Raw genomic sequence first — 23,918 nt, 5'->3', positions numbered from 1 at the left:
TTTTGCCAATTTCTCTTGATTTTTTTATCTAAAAGATCCTATTTATACTACTATTGTTTACTTTTACATCATCGAAATCTTTGCTAAAAACAACTTCTAAAAAATACCTTCAACATCACCACCACTAAAATGGCTAAGCGGTGAACCGCGCAATATCACTATAGACTCTGATTTTATTGTTGCTTTCAGTTGCTATAATTGCCTAGGTCTAACATCGTTGTCTTGTAGATTTTTTCATTGTGTCATACTTTGCACTATTACATTAAAAGGTGCGACAACTCTTTTTTTATTCCATGTTAACTTTTATATCATTGCTACCACCTCTTGTAGCTTTTTCACCAAAAAGATCCTCTTTTTTTAAACTTTTACCGTTAACTTTTACCTCATCACTATCTTTGCTAAAATCAACCTCTGAAAAAATACCTTCAACATTACCTTCACTAAAATTAATAAGCGGTGAACCTCCGAAGAACATCATTGCCCATGATTTTATTGTTTCTTTCATTTGCCGTAATTCCTGAGGAGCAACATCATTGTCTAATAATTTTTGTAGACTTTGCGTTTGTGCCATAGTTTGTGCTAATACATTAAAAGGAGCGGCAACTTTTATTTTAAGTGCATAGATATTATCAATTGAACTTCGCATTGAACTATCTTTTTCATTTGGTATGAAATCTAATAAACCATTGATATTAATATCACCTTGAGCATTATGCCAATTCAATTTATTAAGGGTAAAAATGATACGTTCTGGTTTATTTTGATTAAGATCATATAATTTTTGCAATAATTTTGCTGGATCATAAGTAATTTGCTCTTTAGGAATATTTTCATAAGCCAGATCGATTACGCCGGAACCAAGATTTTGGTTACCGTATTTAAGCAAATCTACCTTAGCTATTAAAGAACCATCATTTTTTCCTTTTGAATTAAGCAGATTTTTTTGTTTCCAATCTAATTTGTTTAACTTAATTGCTGGTTTTGTTTCGTTGGGTTTATCTGGATTAGGTACTAGTTCAAACTTATCGAAACCAAAATCTAAATTCATATTTGATTTATCAAAATTGAAACTTCCTTGAGAATAGAGTTTGTCTATTTCTAACTTAATTAAATACTGTGAGGGAACATTAGTATTCACATTAGTATTAACAAAATTATCCAAATTAATTTTAAAGTCAAAATCTGTTTTTTCGCTATCAAAATCAATCGCCATATCTAATTCTTTCAAAAAAGCATAATTTTGATCGTCTTGTTGATAAGATATTTTAGGTAAATGACTTTTAAGGGAAAAAGTTGAAAAATCCCGATCAGTACCAAAATAGACTTCAGTATCAGAAATACTAAATTTGCCTTTTATATCTTTAAGTATAGGATCTAATTGGTCTGCAAAATCAAAATCGGAGTTAAAATAAGTTGTATAAATATTTTGGTAGAGTTTTGTATACTTTTCTATGGCCGATTCATCTAATGTAAATCCTTTACTTTTTATTTTTGTAAGAAAATAGTTTTGGTAACTAATTCCCAGATATCCAGTTAAAAATGGTTGATTACCGGCAAGTTTCCATAGTTCAGGTGATGTTTGCTCATTCATTTGATATTCCAGCCAAGCCATTTGTGGCGAAAACACACCGTTTGAAAGAGCTGGCAATGGGAATGGACCATGATGAACCGTCAAATTGTCATCAAATACTTTTATAGGCTTTACATCTGAGTTACTGGTATCTTTGGGAGAGATCGTAATCGTAAGATGAAGTTTAGTTGAAAAGACGCTTTTGTGATAGTCGTTGTAAGTGATGGCTACATTATATTTATCTTGTTTGATATTGGCGACTTGGGTTATCTCTTTAATTTTATCATTTATTTTATTTTCAATAACATTGCCTGTGTACCATGTAGCTCCAACATATCCAATACCTAATACAGCAATTATACCAATTGCAAGTGCAGTTTTTTTCATAATGTCTTCTTTCCTATTGAATCTATTTTATTATTATTTTTAATACACTAGCTAACCAAGTAGTGAATATCTTAACTATTATTGATTAGCATTAAATCATGTTAATTAAGTTTAAGTTATTTACTTTTTTTTAGCAATGATCTGTTTTGTAAACAATTATTATTATTTTATAAAAACTTGGAGATCTAAAGTAAAGACACAATTTACCTGAAACGACGGTTGATTGATTTAAACCAACCACAGGATTGTTAATTATCTTACCCTAAATTAACGCTATAGGAGCTTAGATGATATAAACCAAGCAGGTGCTAATAACAGTGTTGTAATCATCTTGATTTTATGAAACTTAATTTACATAGATGTGTTCAGGGAGATCTTTATCATGTGGATAAATACATGTAGATAAATAGATGAAATGCTATTCCACCAAAATATAGGTGGAATAGCGTTATCTGTTTACTACAGAATAATGAATTAAAAATTATCTAAAAATTCTTCTTTTGTTAATGTGTTACCATTCACTTTAACATTTTGACGACTATTGTCGTAGTCAATGTCGGTGAAGAAACCGTTCTTATCACCCTGTTTAAATGATAATAATGATGTTTTAAACTGGAAAAGTTGTGAAACTATCTCAATTTGCGATTTAGTTTTGTTTATCTGATTTACATCAACATCACTGTCTTGTCTATGTTGAAATTGAGTGATGATACGAGCTAATACATCAGATGGTACTGCCATTTTAAGCTTAAGTAAATTCAAACGGCTAGTATCGCTTAGGGCAGACATATTAAAGTTGTCATCTAAGGTATAGTCAACAACGGCATTGATATCAATATCTCCATCAACATTATGCCAGTTGAATTTATTTAATGAGATTTTGATATTTCTAGGGTTCATTTTTTGGTAGTCAACTATATCATTATCATCATCATCGTCATCCTCATCATCATAATAATCGAGGGAGTAAAATTCATTGAAAGTCCGAGTCAGTAAGTTTTTATCGATGCCTCGGTATTCTAGGTTAAGTTCACCCGAACCCATTTTTTGTTGGCCAAAGATTAGTGAATCGGTACTTAAAACGAGCGAACCATCACTGATGTTATTCGCATCTGAATGGTTTTTTTGTTCCCACACAAATTTATCAAGTGCAATTTGTGTTTTGTTATTAGTTTGGTTCTGATCGGGATTAAACATGAATTTAGCAATACTCATCTTTAAGTCAGCATCTTGTGTTTTAAAGTTGTAACTTCCTTTACTCTTGAAGTTATCAATATTAACTTTTATGAGTTCATGCATGTTGTCAACGCTACTTTCGAGATGATCAAAATTCAATTCATAATTTACATTGGTTTTGTCTAGTTGAGGATCGAATACGTATTGTAAATTCTTGAATAAGACATAATTATTATCATCTTTTATTAACCTGACATCTGCAATATGACTTTCAATGCGTACATTTTGGGAATTACTATCACCTTCTAAATAATGCTCCCCTTTTGAAATTTTTAACGAGTCAATCGGTAAATCGTCAAAATTAGTTTTATCAAGAGAGATCGCTTGGTTAGTTATTTTTAAGCGCAGATAATTTTGGTAACTAATGCCTAAATGTCCAGTAAAGATAGGTTGATTGCCGACGAGTTTCGAAAGCTCAGGGGAGGTTTTTTCAGTGATTTGATATTCTATCCAAGCGGCTTGAGGGACAAATGTCCCTTTAGTTAATGCGGCAATCGGGAATGGGCCATGATGAATAATCACATCTTCATCAAACACTTTAATACTTTTTGCGGTTGGATTAGTTGTTTCACTAGATGAACTATCAGCACCTTCTTCTGGTTTAGGTGTAAGCATTATAGTGAGATGCAATTTTGTTGAAAAAAGACTTTTTTGATAATCACTATAGCTGATTGCGACATTGAACTGCTCATTGATTAGTCCGAATTTTTTATTATCAGTATTAATTTTTTCGGTTAATAAAGATAGATTTGTATCAATGTTCTTTTCAATGGCATTGCCTGTATACCATGCTCCACCAACATATCCCATTCCTAAAATAGCAATTATTCCTATTGCTAGTACTTTTTTTTTCATAATACTCTCTTAAATTTATCGTGTTTTTATATTAATGTTCTAAATGTTCAGAAAAATTGGTCAATAAATCTTTGATATATTCAATACGATCCACTTGTTGTAATTCTGATTTGAGTAATTTTAATCTATTTACTCCCTCTAATCGATAATTTTTAGGCTGCTTTTGTATGATTTTTATTAAATAATCAACGGATATTTTATTGTTATTACCAAATTCGATAAATCCACCTTTTTGACCAAATTCAATTTTGGTAATGCCTAACAGGTGAGCATGATAACGAATTTTGGTTGTTTCTAGTAAGAAGATTACTGCATCAGGTAATTGACCAAAGCGATCGCGCATTTCGACTTGAATATCAGTTAACTCATCAAGATTTTCAATACTTGCAATACGTTTATAAAGTGAAAGTCGCGTATTGACATCAGGAATAAAATCATCCGGAATGAGAGTAGGTAAGCGTAGTTCAACTTCTGTTTGTTGATTATTGAGTAGCGATTCAAGTGTTGGCTCTTTCCCTTCTTTAAGTGATTTCACCGCGTCTTCAAGAAGTTCAATATAAAGATTGAAACCGATTGTTTCAATTTGACCACTTTGATCACTTCCCAATAATTCTCCCGCACCACGAATTTCAAGATCGTGGGTTGCTAAGGCAAAACCTGCACCTAAATCTTCTAATGAAGCAATAGCATCTAAGCGCTTTTTGGCATCTTTACTGAGTAATTTTGGATGTGGTGTTAATAAATATGCATAAGCCTGATGATAAGATCGTCCAACCCGACCACGAAGTTGATGTAGTTGTGCTAAACCAAACTTATCTGCACGTTCAATAATAATCGTATTCGCATTTGGAATATCGATACCTGTTTCAACGATTGTTGTACACACGAGTAAATTAAAACGTTGGTGATGAAAGTCATTCATTACCCGTTCCAGATCACGTTCATGCATCTGACCATGACCTATAGCAATACGCGCTTCGGGAACAAGTTCGGCAAGGCGTTCACTGACTTTTTCAATGTCTGATACATCATTATGGAGATAATAGATCTGCCCACCACGTAAAATTTCACGCAAAATGGCTTCACGAATTACTAAATCATCATACTCTCTGACAAAGGTTTTGACCGCTAATCGACGAGCTGGTGGTGTAGCAATGATAGAAAGATCGCGCATACCACTCATTGCCATATTAAGTGTTCGTGGGATAGGGGTTGCGGTTAAAGTTAAAATGTCAATATTAGCACGCATGGCCTTGATACGTTCTTTTTGTCGAACGCCAAAGCGGTGTTCTTCATCAACGACTAATAGTCCAAGATCTTTCCATTTCACATCTTCTTGTAATAGTTTGTGAGTACCTATCACAATATCAACTTTACCTTCACTTAACGCTTGAATAATGGCTTGCTGTTGTTTGGCAGTTTTGAAGCGAGAGAGACTTTCGATGCGGATTGGCCAATTAGCAAAACGATCACAAAAACTCTCATAATGCTGCTCGGCAAGTAAGGTTGTAGGTACTAAAATCGCGGTTTGTTTGTGATTAATTACCGCTAAAAAGGCGGCTCGAATAGCCACTTCGGTTTTACCAAATCCGACATCGCCACATACCAGCCTGTCCATTGCAAAGGGAGAACACATATCACCAATTACAGCACCTATAGCATTTTGTTGATCCTCCGTCTCCTGATAAGGGAATGCTTGACAAAATAGTTCATATTGCTCGCGATCTTGTTTAAATTTAAAGCCCGGTTTACTTTCTCGTTCAGCATAAATATCCAGTAATTCCGCTGCCACATCACGGACTTTCTCAGCGGCTTTTTGCCGTGCTTTACTCCAAGTATCAGTGCCAAGTTTATTGAGTGGTGCATTTTCTTCATCCCCACCCGAATAACGGCTAATTAAGTTGAGTGATGATACCGGCACATAGAGTTTTGTGTCGTTAGCATATAATAAAATAAGATATTCTGCGGTAATACCACCAGTTTCTAATGTGGTCAATCCTGCATATCGACCAACACCATGTTCTAAATGAACTACCGGTTTACCGGGCGTTAATTCAGCTAGACTACGAATTAATGAGTCAGTATTAATCGCTTGTTTATTCTCTTTTTTACGGCGAATAACTCTACGACCTAATAGCTCATTTTCAGTAATAAAAGCAAATTTTTCTTGTTGGTTAATAAATCCTTGTTCACAAGAACCAATCATTAAAAAGAATCGGTGGTCAGCATTTTTACACTCATCTAACCAATTAATCGTTAAAGGTTGGATCTTAATTCGCCCAAGGATCTCTTGTAATGCTTCTTTACGTCCTTCGGATTCCACAGAAAATATTATCTTGCCACTAAAATCATCAAGAAATTTTTGCAAAGGTAAATAAGGATTTTTCTGTTGGATCTGAATGGCAATTTCCGGCAGAGCATAATAGGGAAGATTAATATTCTTATTTGCCTCAGCTAACGGTGCATTGGCTAAAACAATACGAGGATAGTGTTTAAAATTAGCAAAAATCTCATCAGTTTTAGACCAAATGATAGCTGGCTCCAAAAGAGGGCGCATGGGATCAACTTTACGATTTTCATAACGTTGATTAATATCTTGCCAATATTTGTTAGCATACTGCTCTATGTTTACGGTATTTATGATAAGGGTATTATCTAAAAAATAAGAAAAAAGCGGTGTCAATGGCTCATTAAAAAACAGTGATTGCCAATATTCAATTCCGGTAGGTAAGATATTTTTGCTGACTTGTTGATATATACTTTCAGGCTCTAATCTGACGGGGAATTTTTCACGCCATTGACTGCGAAACAGCTCAATAGCTGTTTTATCAAAAGGAAACTCATGCGCAGGCAATAATTGAATTTTGTCTATTTCATCGAGCGTTCGTTGTGTCTCAACATCAAAAGTACGAATACTATCAATTTCATTATCAAAAAAATCAATGCGATAAGGTTTATCGCTCCCCATAGGATAGATATCAAATAGTGCGCCACGAGTGGCATACTCACCATGTTCCATAACCTGACTAACTGAACGGTAACCCGCATTTTCAAGTTGAAGACGCAAATGCTCTCGACTAATTTGTAACCCTTTTTGCATGATAAAAACATGCCCAGCTAAAAAACTTTGAGGACATACTTTTTGCATTAAAGTATTAATCGGTAAAATTAGCGCACCTTTTTTTAAGTGAGCTAAATGATACAGGCAAGATAAACGTTCAGAGACAATATCTTGATGTGGAGAGAAACTGTCATAAGGTAATGTTTCCCAATCGGGGAAAAAAATCGAAGGAAACGGTGAAAATTGTTTTAATTCATCATGGATGCGTGTTGTCTGTTGCATATCGTCAGTGACAATGACAACTAAACCTTCATAGGCTTCAATAGCTTGCGCACACAGCAGTGATAATGAAGAACCAATAAGCTGTCCTAACTGTCTTACTTCACCTGCTTTTTTGGGGATTGATGTTGAAATATTTATTGTTTTTGACATGATTGATAGTATTGATATCGCTGCAAAATTTTGCGCATAATTATAGCTTAACTATATGGTTGTTTTCTATAACTGTTTAATCCTGTATGATAGATACCTTGCATTTAACTGGCAAAACTTTGTCAAAAAGTTTCAGGTAAAATATACGTTTATGTCTAAAATGTTTCGTCCTTTAGTGTTTTATATCGGTTTACGCTATGTTTACGGGCAGAAAAGTGACGGTTTCGGTCGCTTTGTCTCATGGCTTTCCATGATAGGTATTATGTTAGGCTCGTTTGGCTTAATTATTGTTTTGTCCGTGATGAACGGCTTAGAAGATCAGATGCAGGGTAATATTCTAAAATTCTTACCTCAAGCGCAAGTAACGTCACCACAAGGCAAGATAGATAGTGAAGCTGTTTCAAGTCATCCTTTCGAACAAATTAAAGGTGTTACGCGTGTTACCCCTTTAATAACCAGTGATGTCATTTTGCAAAGTGGACATAGTATAACGGTCAGTACCTTAATGGGTATTACCGAAGAGGATAATGATCCAATTAATGCCTATGTTTATAGTGGATCGGTGTCAGATCTGCAAGCCGGAAAATATAATATTATCATCGGTGAAACACTATCTGAACAATTAGGCGTCTCACCTGGTGATCAAATCCGCTTAATGGTAACCGATGCTAGTCAAATTACGCCAGTTGGTCGCATTCCTTCTCAACGTCTATTTACGGTTGCCGGTATTTTTTATGTTAATCATGATATTAATCAATCATTGATTTATGTTAACCGAACTGATGCTAAAAATTTATTACGCTATCCTAACAATACTATCACCAGTTGGCGACTATTTTTAGATGAACCCCTCGATATTGCATCGGTTACCAATACACCGCTGCCAGACGGCTTAGTGTTTAAAGATTGGCGGGCTAAGCGTGGTGAGTTGTTCCAAGCGATAAAAATGGAAAAAAATGTCATGGGATTACTAATTAGTTTGATTGTCATTGTGGCCGCTTTTAATATTATTACCTCATTGAGTCTACTTGTTATGGAAAAACAAGGAGAAGTAGCTATTTTGAAAACACAAGGCTTATCGCGTATTAAAATTATGCTGATTTTTATTATTCAAGGTGCAAGTTCCGGCGTTATCGGTACGCTATTGGGTAGTATTTTAGGATTACTGCTGGCCTTTAACTTAAATGATATTATGCAAACACTAGGTCTATCATTTGCCGGTATCCAATTGCCATCCCTTGTTGAACCAACACAGATTATTTTTATTGTTATTGGATTGCTTATGTTATCGTTAATTTCAACTATTTATCCTGCATATCGTGCAGCCAATATTCAACCCGCTGAGGCGCTACGTTATGAATAATCCACAAATACTGCTTTCGGCTAAAAATCTCTATAAAACCTATACAGAAGGCAAAATGGTTACTGAGGTTTTAAAAAATGTCTCGTTTGATATTTATGCGCAATCTTTATTAGCTATTATTGGTAGCTCAGGTTCAGGTAAAAGTACTTTATTACATTTACTTGGTGGCCTTGATAAACCAACGTCCGGAGAGATTATATTTAAATCACAACAACTTAATCAGTTATCTGAACAACAAAAAGCACAATTACGTAATAAAGAAATTGGTTTTGTATATCAATTTCATCATCTATTACCTGACTTTACTGCGCTTGAAAATGTATCAATGCCGCTGTTGATTGGTGGTGTGAGTGCCAGTGAAGCTAAAAAACGAGCTATGGCTATGCTTGAATCCGTTAATTTAGTTAAACGAGCTAATCATCGACCGTCTGAACTATCGGGTGGTGAACGGCAACGAGTGGCAATTGGGCGGGCATTGATAAATAATCCTGCACTGGTCATGGCCGATGAACCAACCGGTAACCTTGATAAATCAACCGCGGATGCGATTTTTGCTTTATTAGTTAAATTAAATCGAGAACATGGCACGGCATTTTTGGTGGTAACTCATGATCTTGCTTTAGCTAAACGGCTGGATAAACAATTGATTATGAGCGATGGTCAACTGACCGACAGTACCCTATCAGATAAAAGGTTAATGGATAATTAGCATGAATTTATCATTAATAACAGCCATAAAGTTCCGCAAAGGACGCCGTAAAAGTGGTATGGTTTCGCTCATTTCAATTATCTCAACACTGAGTATTGCCATTGGTATTGCAGCATTAATTATTGGCTTAAGTGCGATGAATGGTTTTGAACGTGAATTAAATAATCGGGTTCTTTCAGTTGTGCCACATGGTCAATTTTATTCACCTTATGGTAACCTTGATGATTGGCGTCAAATACAACAAGAGTTGAAAGAGAATTCAAATATTGTTGCCAGCGCACCTTATATCAATTTTACCGGATTAATTGAAAATGGTAGTAAACTCGGAGCGGTAGAAGTACAAGGCGTTGATCCACAGCAAGAACAGTCCATTAGCGCTTTACCTAACTATGTTTTGAATAATAAATGGCAAGCTTTCAAAGCAGATCAACAGCAGGTGATTATTGGTGCGGGTTTAGCACAAAGTTTGTCAATAAAAGAGGGCAGTTGGGTCTCTTTACTCATTCCGGAGGCTAGCGGATCAAATCAATTAAAACCACCGAAAAGAGTTCGCTTGCAAGTCATCGGTATTTTAGAGTTAAGTGGTAGTTTAAGTAATAATGTGGTTTTAATTCCACTGACTGATGCACAGAAACTTTTAAGTATGGGTGATAGTGTTTCAGGGTTAATGGTTAATGTTAAACAAGTTTACCAAGCCAAACAAATTATTGCTCAAGCTGCAATGAATTTGAATGAAACACTCTCATTTACCAGTTGGGAATATACTTTTGGTTTTATGTATCGTGATATTCAAATGATTCGACAAATTATGTATTTAGCTATGATTGTGGTAATTGGTGTTGCTTGTTTTAATATTGTCTCGACGCTTGTGATTGCAGTGAAAGATAAACAGCGTGATATTGCCATATTAAAAACACTTGGCGCAACTAATCAACTCATTAAGCATATCTTTATTTGGTACGGCGTGATTTCAGGATTAATTGGTAGCTTAATAGGTGTCATTTTAGGTGTAGTGCTAGCATGGCAACTATCAAATATTATGGGTGTGGTTGAATCACTGATTGGTTATAAGTTATTAAATGGGCATATCTATTTTATCGATTTCCTACCGTCCGAGATTCATCTTTTTGATGTTGTAATTGTATTTATTACAGCCATGCTATTAAGCTTAATTGCCAGTTATTACCCAGCTAAACGAGCATGTAAGATAGATCCTGCACGAATTTTAAATAGCTTCTAATTCGTTTTAATCAGGGGTATAGTAATAGCTCTAGTTCAGATAGCGTTAGTTAAATATTTTAATTGACGCCTAATTACTTCATCTCGCCAATATATTCTTGCCTTCCTTACTTGAAGTGATTAGGCCATATTTGATATTAAGGCAAATCATATGACTAATCCAAAAAGATTAATAGAAAAGTTATTAGCACAAACACCCATTAAAATTAATGGTCAAAGTCCTTGGGATATTAAAGTCAAAGACGAAAGTTTTTATAGTCAAGTTTTACATCAAGGATCAATAGGTTTTGGTGAATCTTATGTAGAAGGTAAATGGGAGAGTGAACAACTCGATGAGTTAATTCGTCTCATTTTACTTGCAAATCTGGAGAAAAAAGTTGGTTCCAAGTTAGATCTAATGACCAAGTTACAATTTCTCTTTTTTAATCTGCAAAGCAAAACTCGAGCTTATATTGTCGGTAAAAAACACTATGATTTCGGTAATGATCTGTTTGAAAAAATGTTGGATAAAGGATTGAATTATTCTTGTGGATATTGGAAAAATGCCAACAATCTTGATGAAGCGCAGGAAGCGAAGCTGGATTTAATTGCTAAAAAGTTAGGATTACAGTCAGGTATGAAAGTGTTGGATGTTGGATGTGGTTGGGGTGGTTTTTCAGAATTTGCTGCACGTCATTATGGTTGTAAAGTTAAAGGAATTACCATCTCAAAAGAACAAGCGGAGTATGCTGAACAGCGCTGTAAAAATCTGCCTGTAGAGATTCGTTTAAAAGATTACCGCGATCTTCATGAACACTATGATCGCATTGTCTCTATTGGTATGTTTGAGCATGTGGGTTATAAAAATTACGCTATCTATTTTGCTAAACTCTATGATTTACTGGCTGACGGCGGTCTTTTTTTACTGCATACCATTGGTACCAATACCTCACATTTTGGCAACGATCCTTGGATCAATAAATATATTTTCCCTAATGGCGTTTTACCTTCAATTGCTCAATTAATAAAAGGCACAGAAGGGAAATTTGTCATGGAAGATTGGCAAAACTTTGGACCTGACTATGATAAAACCCTATTGGCATGGTATGGTAATTTTGTACAAAATTGGCCAACATTAAAGAGTAAATATTCTAATGAAACCTTCAGAATGTTTAAATACTATTTACTTTGTTGTGCCGGTGCATTTAGAGCCAGAAACACGCAATTATGGCAAGTAGTTTTTTCTAAAAACCGATCAGAGCGCTATGATGCACCAAGATAAGTAACATCAATGGTAAAAACGGCTTAATCTAGCCGTTTTCCTAAAATCATTAAATCACGTTTTATACCATCGAGTTCGGCAACTTTAGGGAATAATCCCCATTGTTGATAATGCATTTTGTTAAATAAACCGATACTAGGAAGGTTATGAGCAAATACATAACTTAATATTGTCTCTATGCCTATTTGCTTAGCAAAACGCTCAACCTCAGTTACCATAAATTGACCAATTCGTTTACCACGAAAATCTTGATGAATGTACAGACTGATCTCTACGGTTTTGTTATAAGCCGGACGACCGTAAAACGAAGATAGACTCACCCAACCACAAGGTTGATTTTGATATTTAATAAGCCAAAGGGGACGGTTTTGACTATTATGTTGTTCAAACCATGCCCGTCTACTTTGTATTGAAACCGGTGAGGTATCGGCTGTAACCATACGACTGGCAATCGTTGAATTGTAGACTTCAACAATAAAAGGTAAATCATCTAAAGTGGCATTAGTATAAGTTATCATAAGCAAAACATCATAGAGTAATGATCGTGTCTATTATTTTATTAACTTTATTTTTGGTAAGCAATTAATGTTAAAGACAACTTAATTCTTATACTAAAACGTATAGCTAACCTGAAACTTTTTTACAGTGTAGTTTAAATAATTACAATTTGATGATCACTCTTCCTCGAGTAATATCGGCAATAGTCTTTTGCAATAACAGGGATTTATCCTGAGTTATTGCAATACATACATTTACACCTTGAGCATCAAAATCTTGCTTTTCAATCAGCGCATCAAGTTCTTTAAGGCGATTTTCAATTTATTAACTTTATTATTTAATCTGTGTTATATTCAGCCTTGCTTGATATTTATACTAAAACGTATAGCTAACCTGAAACTTCTTTACAGTGCATGGTTTAAATAATGACAATTCGATGATCACTCTTCCTCGAGTAATATCGGCAATGGTCTTTTGCAATAGCAGAGATTTATTTTGAGTTATTGCGATACATACATTTACACCTTGAGCATCAAAATCTTGATTTACAATCAACGCATTAAGTTCTTTAAGGCGATTTTCAATTTATTAACTTTATTATTTAATCTGTGCTGTATTCAGCCTTGCTTGATATTTATACTAAAACGTATGGCTAACCTGAAACTTTTTTACAGCTCATGGTTTAAATAATTACAATTTGATGATCACTCTTCCTCGAGTAATATCGGCAATAGTCTTTTGCAATAACAGGGATTTATCCTGAGTTATTGCGATAGATACATTTACACCTTGAGCATCAAAATCTTGATTTTCAATCAGCGCATCAAGTTCTTTAAGGCGATTTTCAATGATAGGCCATTCACTGTAATAGCAGTGGAATTGTAATGGAACTCGGGCAATGAGTTCAATTAATTGAGCTTGTTGTAGACAGTGACTTGCTGATCCACCATAAGCGCGAATTAATCCACCCGTACCTAACTTGATTCCACCAAAAAAGCGGGTAACGACCACCACTACTTGATCGCAATCTTGTCCCTCAATCGCTGATAAAATAGGGCGCCCTGCGGTACTAGTTGGTTCGCCGTCGTCATTGAAACGATATTGTTGTCCTATCTTCCATGCCCAGCAGTTATGTGTGGCACTTAAATCGCTAATTTGTTCGATAAAATTGTTTGCTTGCTCTGCGGAGTTAACCGGTGCGGCGTTGACAATAAAACGACTTTTTTTAATTTCTTCAGTCAGTTCAATGGGATTTGCTAATGTATATGGCATGCTAATTCTGGTAAAATCGATTTATTGGCAATAATAATACTGATCAGAATAAAAATGTCTATCAATTTAGAACAATTGAAACAAACACAACAAACATTATCAAAACAGGTTAAATTAATCGATGACTTTAGTGAGACCATAACACTTATTGGTGGTACCGATGTTGGTTTTGAGGAAGGTGGTAATATCACCCGAGCTGCCATTGTTATACTTAGTTATCCGGATTTTAACGTGGTTGAATATCATATTGCCCGAATTAAAACTGAGTTTCCTTATATTCCGGGTTATTTATCTTTCCGTGAATATCCGGCATTAGTTGCCGCCTGGCAACAGGTGAAACAAAAGCCAGATATATTACTGGTTGACGGTCAAGGTGTCGCTCATCCTAGACGACTTGGCATAGCTAGTCATCTTGGTTTATTGCTTGATATGCCAACTATTGGTGTCGCTAAAAAGAGGCTTTGTGGTCAATATGATCTGTTACCCAAAGTAGCAGGAAAGGTTACTGCGTTATGCGATAAACAAGAGCAAATTGGTTGGGTTTTACAAAGTAAAAACAAGTGTAATCCTCTATTTATTTCATCGGGACATCGAGTAAGCCAATTAAGTGCATTAAATTGGGTTAAGTCGTGTTTACGCGGTTATCGTTTACCTGAACCAACTCGCTGGGCTGATGCCATTGCATCAAATAAACCACTGTTTGAGAAGTTCATCCATGCCCAATAGTTCAACAATTTTAAAAAAAGGTGGATTTACCTTTAAACGTTTTTTTGTTGCTCACGACAATAGCCCTATGAAAATCACTACTGATAGTACCTTGCTTGGTGCTTGGGTACCGATAAACCCAGTGCCAGCAAGAGTATTAGATATAGGTACCGGTTGTGGTGTTATCGCGCTAATGTTAGCTCAGCGGTTAGAGCATCATGATTGTCAAATTGATGCAATCGATATCGATCGTCAGGCCATTTCTCAATGTCAGCAAAATATTTTGCATGCTCCTTTTCCGCCGGTTCATCCTTACTGCGTAGATATCAATCAATTTCGGCTTAACGATTCACTTCGTTATGATTTAATTGTTAGTAATCCTCCCTATTTCGAATCGGCTGTGGATTGTCGAAATTCACAAAGGCAGTTGGCGCGTTATACCGAAAGTTTGAATTTTAAGCAGTTAATTGATGCAGTTAGACGATTATTAACACCAAAAGGCATATTTTGCTTAGTATTACCTTATCATCTATCAGATCAATTTAGACAGCTATGTGAATCAAAGCAGTTATATTTACAACAAGTAATGAAGGTAAAATATAACGCTAATAAAGACTTTTCATTGGTGTTAATGGCTTTTTCATTTCAACAACCTGATGATTTAGTTGAACAGCAACTTTGTATGCGCGATGAAAATGGGCGTTATACAACACAATTCAGACAGCTATTAGCTGAATTTTATCTGTTTAGGAAATAGCGTTATAACGCTATTACTTTTACTGCCATTTTAAAAATATAAAATGGCAATAATGGCTAATACAATAATAGTGATCGCATAGATTTTGTCGTGCAAATAACTGAAAGTAACCAGCGATCGCTGTTTTCTGGCATATATATAAAAAATCAGTCCAACACTATAAAGGATCATGGAGAGTAGTAGATAAAAAACACCACCAGCATAGATTAACCATAAACCGTAAATGGAGCCTAATGCGCCAATCATGATCAGGTAGGCTTTCTTTCGTTTTATTGCTATTTTTAACACAAAAAGTGCTGCAAGTAAGTAGGGGATCAGCACCATCGATGTTGATAGTTGAATTAAAGTGTTATAACCACTTTGGTAAAAATGAGCCAGAATAATTAAAATGCTGATTAAAACAGTCGTTAACCATAAAGCGTTAGCTGGTGTTCCTGCTTTGTTAAGTTTTCCAAAACTACGCGGAACGGTATGTTGTTCTCCTTGTCCGGCTAAAAATAACATTTCAGCAGCTAACATTATCCATGATAATAATCCGCCACTGACAGATACAATTAAGCTGATATTAATAAAAGTCGCACCCCAACTACCAATGACTCTTTCAATTACTAAAGCCATCGAGGGATTTTTCATGGTTGCAAGTTCTTGTTGCGGTACAATGCCCAATGATAAAACGGAAACACAAACCAATAACAAACTGGTGATAGCAAAACCAAAAAATGTTGCTCGGCTAATACTAATAATGTTCTTTGCTCTTGCTGCATAAACAGTGGCACTTTCAATACCTAAATAGACCCATACCGTATATAGCATGGTGTGTTCTATCTGATCCACAATCGAACCTAATTGAGGCGATCCCCAAAAATCGATTTTAAAGGTTGAGACTTTAAAGGCGAGGATAATACATAAAATAAATAATCCGATTGGAATGATTTTAGCCAAGGTCACAATGCAATTTAATAAAAATGCTCGATAGATCCCATTTAAAACAAAAAAATGGACTATCCATAAGAAAATAAGTCCAACAATGACTGAAGAAAATGTTGTTCCATCACCAAAATAATTAAAACAATCAAATGAACCTAATGCACTAAATAAGATGACTAAATAACTTGCACAGGCCATCCAAGCGGAAATCCAATAACCCCATGCGGCATTAAAGCCGATATAATCGCCAAAACCTTCACGCACATAACCATATAGACCATCGTTGATTTTATAAAACCGAATGGAGAGATACTGAAATATACGTGTTAACATCAGCATACCACATAAAGTGATCACCCAAGCGATAACAATTGCGCCGGCTCCGGCACCTTCTGCCATATTTTGTGGTAAGCTGAAAATCCCACTTCCTACAATGCTCCCGACCACTAAAAGTGTGAGTGGTAGTATGCCTAGTTTCTTTCTTACAGGTGTATTCATTATGGTTTCTTTTTATTTGATTTAATGATAATTAAGATCACGCTTTAATTGATTAAAATCGTAATGACATACAACTTACACCACCATCTATTTTACGATATTCAGAGGTATCTACTTCAATGACTTGATAACCTAGCGCGGCAATTTTTGCTTTGGTAATAGGATAGCCAGAAGGCATGATCACGCGATCATTTACCCAAATACAGTTGGCGGCATAGCTTTCTTGTTCAGGGATCTCGATAATATTAAGGTGCTGAAATTCTTCTTTAGTCAAAAATTCACCAGTAGCTAATAAATTATTATTTTCTAAGTAAGCTAAACCGGTTTTAAGATGTAGTACTTTTTCTAGCGTAACCACAGAACCACTTAATCCGTGTTTTTCTAAAATAGCAATCATTTGATTAGCTCCAGCCAGATTTGTTCTTGCAGATAAACCTATATAGTAATGATCACCAACCATCATAATATCGCCAGCTTCAACCGTACCGGGAGCGGTAATTCGTTCAACTTTATTTGGATAAAATCTGGCTATCGTATCAACCATAATGACCGTTTCTTCTCGACGACTTTCAGCTCCTGGTCTGGTAATGATTGCGCACTTTGGCGTACATAAAGCCACATCTTCAACAAAAACCGAATCAGGAAAACGTTCATCAGCAGGTAAAATTGTAATATCCACATCACATTGCTGTAATGCACGAATGTAGTTGTTATGTTGATCTAAGGCTTTTTGATAATCCGGTTTACCGAGATTAGCGGAAGTTAAACCATTAACAAGTGATTTGGCAGGTGTTCTTGCAATAATATGATTAAATTTTTTCATTTTAACTCTCTTAGTATTTAATATTTATGCTGTATTTCTGCATATTAATTCACTTTAATGCGATAATCAAGTGTTGTAATGATTTTTTATGCAATTAGCAAGTAGGTGTTAAATACATTCAAATAATACCAATAACCATTTAAATGATTAAATAATACTGCGGTAATTAAACAGATTAGTTAAATTAATAAATGAAATAAAAGATAATGGTAAATACCATTGATGTGATGAAGATAATAAAATGTTGGTTAGGTAGATGCAGGAAATAGGGCAGTTTCATGCCCTAAATTGATTTGGATTATTCACCTTCAAAATCGACCAGTGTATAACAATCTATACCCATTTGGGTTAGTTTGTTTTTACCTTGTAAATCAGGTAAGTTAATCACAAAGGCCGCATCTTTGGCAATTCCCCCTGCTTTATGTACTAAATTAACCGTTGCGGCAACTGTTCCTCCGGTTGCAAGAAGATCATCAATAATCAAAACTTGTTCACCCGGTTTAATTGCATCTGAATGGATTTCAAGTGTATCTGTACCATATTCTAATTGATACTCTTCTTTAAATACCTGACGAGGTAATTTATGGGGTTTTCTAACTAAAACAAGACCAACCCCCAATGCTAAAGCAATAGGTGCGGCAAAGATAAAGCCACGAGCTTCAGTACCAACAACTTTATCAATTTTCTTATCACGATAATGATCAACGAGAAGATCTACAGATGTTTTAAACGCTATAGGATCTTCAAGTAAACTAGTAATATCACGAAATAAAATGCCTTCTTTCGGATAATTAGGTATAGTGATAATACTGTTTTTAATTACGGTAAGCTTTTCTTGTAATTGATTCATTTTCAATGGTCTCGACTTATTTACTCTAAGACTGGCAAACTTTCATTATATACCGGCGATCTTCTCAGTTGCAATATGCAAACAAAAACATGCTGATTAAAGCATCGAATTGATGCTATTTTAACTGTTGGTTAGATCAACCGGTGAAATTGATATCTGATCAATAGGCTATGTAATTATTTTGCTGATCTTCTAAAAGATTATTCTGTTTTTACAAATTTTTACAAATAAATACAATAATCAGACAGTTTGATTTATAAAAAGTCGATAATGGGATAAACTTCATCAAAAAAGGAAAGTCCTATGAAATTTATAAAAACATTAGCCATAATGTGGCTGTCGTTATTTAGTTTCTTCAGTCATGCCAAAGAGTCGGCACAAATTCAAATTCGTTCAGAGTTATCTTCCCCTATTGTGTTGGAAAATAGTCAAGAGAGAAACTATTTAAAAGTATCATTAACCGGTGTTAATTTTGATTCAAAAAAACGCGTACCGATTAACTTAGCTATAGTGATTGATCGTTCCGGCTCTATGAGTGGTGATCGTATAGAAAAGGCTCGTGAAGCAGCCATTTATGCAATTAATATGCTTGATGAACAAGATACTTTATCTGTAGTTGCCTTTGCAAGTGATGCTGAAATTATTATTCCATCAACTAGAGTCACCAATAAACAAAAACTCATTAAACTGATTAATAGTAAAATTCAAGCCGGTGGAGGCACAGCACTATTTGCCGGATTAAGTAAAGGCATTACGCAAGTTAGTAAACAACTTTCTAAAGATAAAGTTAATCGTATTATTTTGCTCTCTGACGGTCAAGCTAATATAGGACCATCATCGGTTGATGAACTTTCTGAGTTAGCTATTATTGCAGCCAAAAAGAGCATTGCAGTTACTACTTTTGGTATCGGTTCTGACTATAACGAGTTATTAATGTCATCGATTGCAAGTTATAGTGATGGTAATCATGTTTATGTCGATAATACCTTAGATCTTGAAAATGTTTTTGTTCGAGAATTTAAAGATGTTATGTCAGTAGTTGCCCAAGATGTGGTTATCAATATTCAATTAAAAGATGGTGTTAAGCCAGTACGCTTACTTGGTCGAGATGGTTCAATAAAAGATAACCAAGTTATGGTTAAAATGAATCAACTCTATTCAAATCAAGAAAAATATCTTTTATTAGAAGTGATACCAAGTAAAGGTAAAACTGGACAAGATAAAACATTAGCCGAAATTCAATTAAATTATGATAATTTACTGAAAAATAAATCTGAAAATGAAACACAAGTGGTCAAAATTGCTTATACAAATGAACCGGAAGTTGTTAAGAAAGCTATCAAGGAAGACGTGGTTGTAGAATCTGAAATACAAAAAGTTACACTTGATAATGAAAGAGCATTAGATTTGTATAATAGAGGTAATATTGCAGAAGCAAAACAGCTTTTAGAAGCAAATAGTAATAAATTACAAGAAGCCACAAGTAACGTTAGCCAAAACTCACCGGAAGCTAGAGCTAGATTGGAACAGCAATTATCTAAAAATAGAATCATGGCCGATTCTATTGAGAAAACTGATGCAAAAGTGTATCGTAAACAAGTAACTGAAATGCAATATGACTCAAAACAAAGTGCAATAAAAAAATAGCCGATGAAAAAAATAATAGCGATTTTCTTGATTCTTATATTTATTGTGGCATTTAGCTATTTAGGCTGGCGCACTATTCAACATGAAGTTTTAATGCGTCAAGATCATGTGAAAATGTTATCTCAAAGCCGCCTGAGTAATATTAAATCATCGATTGAATCGCTGTTTAATCAAAAAGCATCCTATCTGCATACCTTGGCTCAGTTTGTAAAAGATGATCAAACAAAAATAGATAACCTATTACAAACTGAAACAGATCTAAAAAATATTTTTATCATTAAAAAAAATAAGACTATTTATTTGACTAACAGCAGTGATGCACAGTGGCTTAAAATTATTGAATCAATTGGATATGATCATTCCATTTTAATTAATCATCATATTCAATCAGAGCAATATCAACCACAATCGGGTTGGTATCAAGCTTATGATCATCTTATTTACTGGTCGATATTTTCCGATACTATTATAGGTTTTGAGTTTTCCAAAATTAACTTTTCATTAGATATTGTTGGTTTACTCGATCAACAATCATTATTGGTCGATTTTACTTTGTTTGATAATGATAAATTGATTTATAGTCATGGCGAACCAAATGATAATACCATTACACTTACCCTTGATTATCCCTTACAAAATTGGCAGTTAACCGGTTTTTATCAACCGCCGACATTAGTTAACCTCTATTTGCTTGGTGGTGTTGTCATTGTATTTTTTATCATTCTTATCCTTAGTATTGTCATTTATTGTTATCGTGAATATACACGAGCATTACGTTTGGCCAGGCAACAAGTGAGTTTTGTTGGACAAGTGTCACATGAATTTAAAACGCCATTAACTAATATCACTCTTTACTCAGAAATGTTGAAAGAACAGTTAGAGGAGGAGCCACAACCAATTACTACTTATCTTGATGTGATCACTAGTGAAAGTAAACGGCTAACCAGATTAGTGCAAAATGTACTTAATTTTAATAAACCTGCCAAACTGAATATCAAACCTGTTAATTTAACTCAACTTATTCAACAAATTTATAGTACTTTTAAGCCAGTATTAGCATCCAAATCCTTGCAACTTAATTTGATTTTAGATCAGGGAGAACCATGCGTTCTTAATACTGATGAAGATAGTATTATGCAAATTATCAATAATTTTTTAAGTAATGCTGAAAAGTATGCAGCCAGTGGTAACAAAGTAGATTTGATCCTTAACAAAAATAATCAGCAAATTATTATCACTGTACGTGATTATGGTAACGGTATACCCAATTATTTATTGAAACAGATTTTTAAACCTTTTTATCGTATTAAATCATCTATCACCGAAGGTGTATCGGGTACAGGAATTGGATTAACCATAGCAAGTCAACTAGCTGAACAATTACATGGTTCAATTAAGGTAATTAATTGCAATCCAGGTATCGCTTTTTCACTTGTTTTAACGGAGTAAACTATGAAAATTTTAATTGCCGAAGATGATCATCATATTCGTCAAGGAATGACAATTCTATTAGAACAAGAGGGCTACGAGATTATTGAGGCTCAAAATGGTAAATTGGCTTTAGAACTATATATTCAACAACAGCCTGATTTTATTATTTTAGATATCATGATGCCTGAACTCGATGGTTATGCTGTTTGCCGTGAGATTCGTAAAATAAATGAGGATATACCGATTTTATTTTTATCGGCCAAAGATGAAGAAATCGATCGTGTAGTTGGTTTAGAGCTTGGTGCAGATGATTTTATGAGTAAACCGTTTGGTATTCATGAACTCCGCGCTCGAATCAAAGCAATCGCCAAACGCTATTTAAAATCTCAACAATTAAATAAACCGATTGATGAGTGCTTTGTGTTTGGTGATCTTACTATTTATCCTATTGAATTATGCGCTAAACGCAATGGTAATGTTATTGAACTCTCATTACGTGAAATTAAAATACTTGAATGCCTTTATAAAAATAAAAATCAAGTAGTGACCAGAGATATGCTATTTGATTATGTCTGGGGATATAACTACTCACCCAATAGCCGAACGTTAGATCAGCATATTTCAAAATTACGTAAACAAATTGAGATCGACCCATTAGCTCCTGTTCTAATTAAAACTATTCATGGAGTAGGTTACCGACATTAACAGCCATAACCGCTATAACAGTTAACCAATAATTAAGCTCTTTATTGTTATAGGTAATAAAATTGTCACATTGATCATGGATAAAATAGTGGTTTAGCTAGCTAATAAAGAGTTGCTAATTACTTCAAGTAAAGAAATGAACAACTTTGGTTCGTTTTTTATTTATCTTAAGCGTTTACATTTGATATGTTTGATTTTTAAAAAATACTACTTGCATCGTTCGCGAGCATTAGACCGTCAATTATCCGATCATCAATAAAGAGGGTAACTTTGTTTAGAATCATATAGATAGTTGTCCTACTTAATTTTCTGAATAACGTTTTTCATGTTCAATTAACCAACGCTTTCTTGCTAATCCTCCACCATAACCAGTTAAATTTCCATTGGTACCAATTACTCGATGACAAGGTACAATAATCGCAACACGATTAAAGCCATTAGCATTTGCAACAGCCCTTACCGCATGTGGGTTATCTATTTTTTCTGCCTGTTGTTTATAGGTAGTCAACTGCCCATAAGGAATTTGTTGTAACATATCCCATACACTTCTTTGAAAGTTGGTTCCCGGCGTATGTAATTTCACGCTAAATTGTTTTCTTACTCCTTGAAAATATTCATTAATCTCTTTTTTAGCTTGTAAAATATGGTTATTTTCGCCAAAAATTATCTGACTATTGAGTAATGCTTGTAACTGCTTAAATTCTGTTTCTAACATACGGCGATCAACAAACTCTAATAAACAGATACCTTTATCTGTAGCACAAATAAACATTGGCCCTAATGGTGTTGTTAATCGATTAATAAGAATAATCCCATTGTCTATATTTAAGGAAGGTGCTGATTTCATTATTTTTTTGTAGGTATAGCCAAAGCCACTTAATGATTCATATCCGCAATCGAAAGCACTATTCATCACATTTTTACCCGCTTTTAATTCTTGAAAGGCAATATTTATTCGATACATACGCTGATAAGTTTGAAAGGTAATTCCATAATGTTTTTTAAACCAACGTCGTATCTGTTCTGGATTGATTTGATATGTGCGTAAAAGTGAATCTGATATTTTCATTTTTGGGTTTTGGTTTATTAATGCTAAGGCTTTTTGCACATTTTTTGGGGTATCGTTTGAATTTTCTGTCGGTTTACATATTTTACAAGGTCGGTATCCGGCATCTAACGTAGATTTAACGGTGGTAAAAAATTCTACATTGTCTAATTTAGGTTTTCTCGCTCTACAAGTGGCGATACAAAATACGGATGTTGTTTTTACACCAGCGTAAAAAATTCCAATATAAGCAGGATCTTTATCAAGCAAAGCTTGATAATAACGTTTAATTTTCTTTTGATCGGTAATAAACATGGTTTTTAATATCCTTCTTAGATTTTGTGGGTCGGTATTCATGTAGTTTTATTACTATAGGTTATCTTTCATATAGCCATTCTTTTCCCATAAGTAAAAGAGTACTACGATAATAAGGTGATAACATTTTTCAATCCTAACATAGTTAAAACGGAAAATAGCGATAGAGCCAATTTGAATCGCATATTAAAAAAAACATAATCAAAGTGCCAACCGAAAAATTGACAACTATTTTTTAACAATTACTTTTATTAACTATGACTGTTCATTTCATTAAATTCGCTGTATATAAAAATCAATAGTTAAATTAATTAATATAAAATTTGATATTA

Annotated in this window: 19 protein-coding genes; 9 read left to right on the top strand and 10 right to left on the bottom strand. The window is 34.4% G+C overall.

The genetic code is table 11. From position 1 onward, the window contains the following. Positions 1 to 286: 286 nt before the first annotated feature. From A9G11_RS10850 to mfd, 3 genes are all read right to left on the bottom strand, one after another. Complete coding sequence (locus tag A9G11_RS10850; RefSeq protein ID WP_065619634.1) at positions 287 to 1,957, bottom strand: YdgA family protein; 1,671 nt, start codon at positions 1,955 to 1,957, stop codon at positions 287 to 289. A 474-nt stretch (positions 1,958 to 2,431) separates the two neighbouring features. After that, the gene (locus A9G11_RS10845; protein WP_065619633.1) at positions 2,432 to 4,048 is read right to left on the bottom strand and encodes a DUF945 family protein; all 1,617 of its coding nucleotides are present in this window, start codon (positions 4,046 to 4,048) and stop codon (positions 2,432 to 2,434) included. 31 nt (positions 4,049 to 4,079) lie between these two features. Next, positions 4,080 to 7,541, bottom strand: a complete 3,462-nt coding sequence (mfd, locus tag A9G11_RS10840) for a transcription-repair coupling factor (RefSeq protein WP_065619632.1) — start codon at positions 7,539 to 7,541, stop codon at positions 4,080 to 4,082. Positions 7,542 to 7,701: 160 nt separating this feature from the next. Here mfd and lolC point away from each other — a divergent pair, with 160 nt between their 5' ends. The 4 genes from lolC to cfa all read left to right on the top strand — a co-directional run bounded on the left by lolC (position 7,702) and on the right by cfa (position 12,113). After that, on the top strand, positions 7,702 to 8,904 hold the full coding sequence (lolC, locus tag A9G11_RS10835) for a lipoprotein-releasing ABC transporter permease subunit LolC (protein WP_065619662.1): 1,203 nt from the start codon (positions 7,702 to 7,704) through the stop codon (positions 8,902 to 8,904). After that, the gene (lolD, locus tag A9G11_RS10830; RefSeq protein ID WP_065619631.1) at positions 8,897 to 9,613 is read left to right on the top strand and encodes a lipoprotein-releasing ABC transporter ATP-binding protein LolD; all 717 of its coding nucleotides are present in this window, start codon (positions 8,897 to 8,899) and stop codon (positions 9,611 to 9,613) included. Before lolC ends, lolD begins: the two co-directional genes overlap by 8 nt. A gap of 1 nt (position 9,614) precedes the next feature. Further along, positions 9,615 to 10,853: a lipoprotein-releasing ABC transporter permease subunit LolE gene (gene lolE, locus A9G11_RS10825; RefSeq protein WP_218056129.1), complete on the top strand. Its 1,239-nt coding sequence runs from the start codon at positions 9,615 to 9,617 to the stop codon at positions 10,851 to 10,853. 150 nt (positions 10,854 to 11,003) lie between these two features. Beyond that, positions 11,004 to 12,113, top strand: a complete 1,110-nt coding sequence (cfa, locus tag A9G11_RS10820; protein ID WP_065619629.1) for a cyclopropane fatty acyl phospholipid synthase — start codon at positions 11,004 to 11,006, stop codon at positions 12,111 to 12,113. 23 nt (positions 12,114 to 12,136) lie between these two features. Here cfa and A9G11_RS10815 read toward each other — a convergent pair whose 3' ends face one another. From A9G11_RS10815 to A9G11_RS10810, 3 genes are all read right to left on the bottom strand, one after another. Beyond that, positions 12,137 to 12,631, bottom strand: coding sequence for a GNAT family N-acetyltransferase (locus A9G11_RS10815; protein ID WP_065619628.1), 495 nt, complete (start codon positions 12,629 to 12,631; stop codon positions 12,137 to 12,139). 355 nt (positions 12,632 to 12,986) lie between these two features. Further along, positions 12,987 to 13,196 (bottom strand): DUF1949 domain-containing protein, encoded by a 210-nt coding sequence (locus A9G11_RS14820; protein WP_141674415.1) that lies wholly within the window; start codon positions 13,194 to 13,196, stop codon positions 12,987 to 12,989. 105 nt (positions 13,197 to 13,301) lie between these two features. Further along, positions 13,302 to 13,883, bottom strand: coding sequence for an IMPACT family protein (locus A9G11_RS10810; RefSeq protein WP_065619627.1), 582 nt, complete (start codon positions 13,881 to 13,883; stop codon positions 13,302 to 13,304). A gap of 54 nt (positions 13,884 to 13,937) precedes the next feature. Here A9G11_RS10810 and nfi point away from each other — a divergent pair, with 54 nt between their 5' ends. Then, positions 13,938 to 14,609: a deoxyribonuclease V gene (nfi, locus tag A9G11_RS10805; protein WP_065619626.1), complete on the top strand. Its 672-nt coding sequence runs from the start codon at positions 13,938 to 13,940 to the stop codon at positions 14,607 to 14,609. Next, on the top strand, positions 14,599 to 15,345 hold the full coding sequence (locus A9G11_RS10800; protein WP_065619625.1) for a tRNA1(Val) (adenine(37)-N6)-methyltransferase: 747 nt from the start codon (positions 14,599 to 14,601) through the stop codon (positions 15,343 to 15,345). Before nfi ends, A9G11_RS10800 begins: the two co-directional genes overlap by 11 nt. 30 nt (positions 15,346 to 15,375) lie before the next feature. On the opposite strand, the gene A9G11_RS10795 is transcribed toward A9G11_RS10800, so the two are convergent. The 3 genes from A9G11_RS10795 to apt all read right to left on the bottom strand — a co-directional run bounded on the left by A9G11_RS10795 (position 15,376) and on the right by apt (position 18,443). After that, complete coding sequence (locus A9G11_RS10795; RefSeq protein WP_065619624.1) at positions 15,376 to 16,770, bottom strand: basic amino acid/polyamine antiporter; 1,395 nt, start codon at positions 16,768 to 16,770, stop codon at positions 15,376 to 15,378. A 52-nt stretch (positions 16,771 to 16,822) separates the two neighbouring features. Then, positions 16,823 to 17,593, bottom strand: coding sequence for a dimethylargininase (ddaH, locus tag A9G11_RS10790; RefSeq protein ID WP_065619623.1), 771 nt, complete (start codon positions 17,591 to 17,593; stop codon positions 16,823 to 16,825). A gap of 298 nt (positions 17,594 to 17,891) precedes the next feature. Further along, positions 17,892 to 18,443, bottom strand: coding sequence for an adenine phosphoribosyltransferase (gene apt / locus A9G11_RS10785; protein WP_065619622.1), 552 nt, complete (start codon positions 18,441 to 18,443; stop codon positions 17,892 to 17,894). A gap of 303 nt (positions 18,444 to 18,746) precedes the next feature. On the opposite strand from apt, the gene A9G11_RS10780 reads away from it, so the two are divergent. The 3 genes from A9G11_RS10780 to A9G11_RS10770 are packed head-to-tail and all read left to right on the top strand — an operon-like array spanning position 18,747 to position 22,226. Next, a complete protein-coding gene (locus A9G11_RS10780; RefSeq protein WP_065619621.1) occupies positions 18,747 to 20,090 on the top strand; it encodes a vWA domain-containing protein in 1,344 nt (447 codons plus the stop codon). A gap of 3 nt (positions 20,091 to 20,093) precedes the next feature. Beyond that, positions 20,094 to 21,539 carry a sensor histidine kinase gene (locus tag A9G11_RS14240; protein ID WP_065619620.1) on the top strand — a complete coding sequence of 482 codons (1,446 nt, stop codon included), beginning with the start codon at positions 20,094 to 20,096 and terminating at the stop codon, positions 21,537 to 21,539. 3 nt (positions 21,540 to 21,542) lie between these two features. Further along, positions 21,543 to 22,226, top strand: coding sequence for a response regulator transcription factor (locus A9G11_RS10770; protein WP_065619619.1), 684 nt, complete (start codon positions 21,543 to 21,545; stop codon positions 22,224 to 22,226). Between the two features lie 301 nt (positions 22,227 to 22,527). Here A9G11_RS10770 and A9G11_RS10765 read toward each other — a convergent pair whose 3' ends face one another. Beyond that, the gene (locus A9G11_RS10765; RefSeq protein ID WP_065619618.1) at positions 22,528 to 23,586 is read right to left on the bottom strand and encodes a bifunctional transcriptional activator/DNA repair enzyme AdaA; all 1,059 of its coding nucleotides are present in this window, start codon (positions 23,584 to 23,586) and stop codon (positions 22,528 to 22,530) included. Between the last annotated feature and the right edge of the window lie 332 nt (positions 23,587 to 23,918).

The sequence above is a fragment of the Gilliamella sp. wkB108 genome (assembly GCF_001690195.1).
Taxonomy (GTDB): Bacteria; Pseudomonadota; Gammaproteobacteria; order Enterobacterales; family Orbaceae; genus Gilliamella; species Gilliamella apicola_L.
Note: the sequence above shows the minus strand (reverse complement) of the source record. Positions and strands in the feature narration are given on the sequence as shown.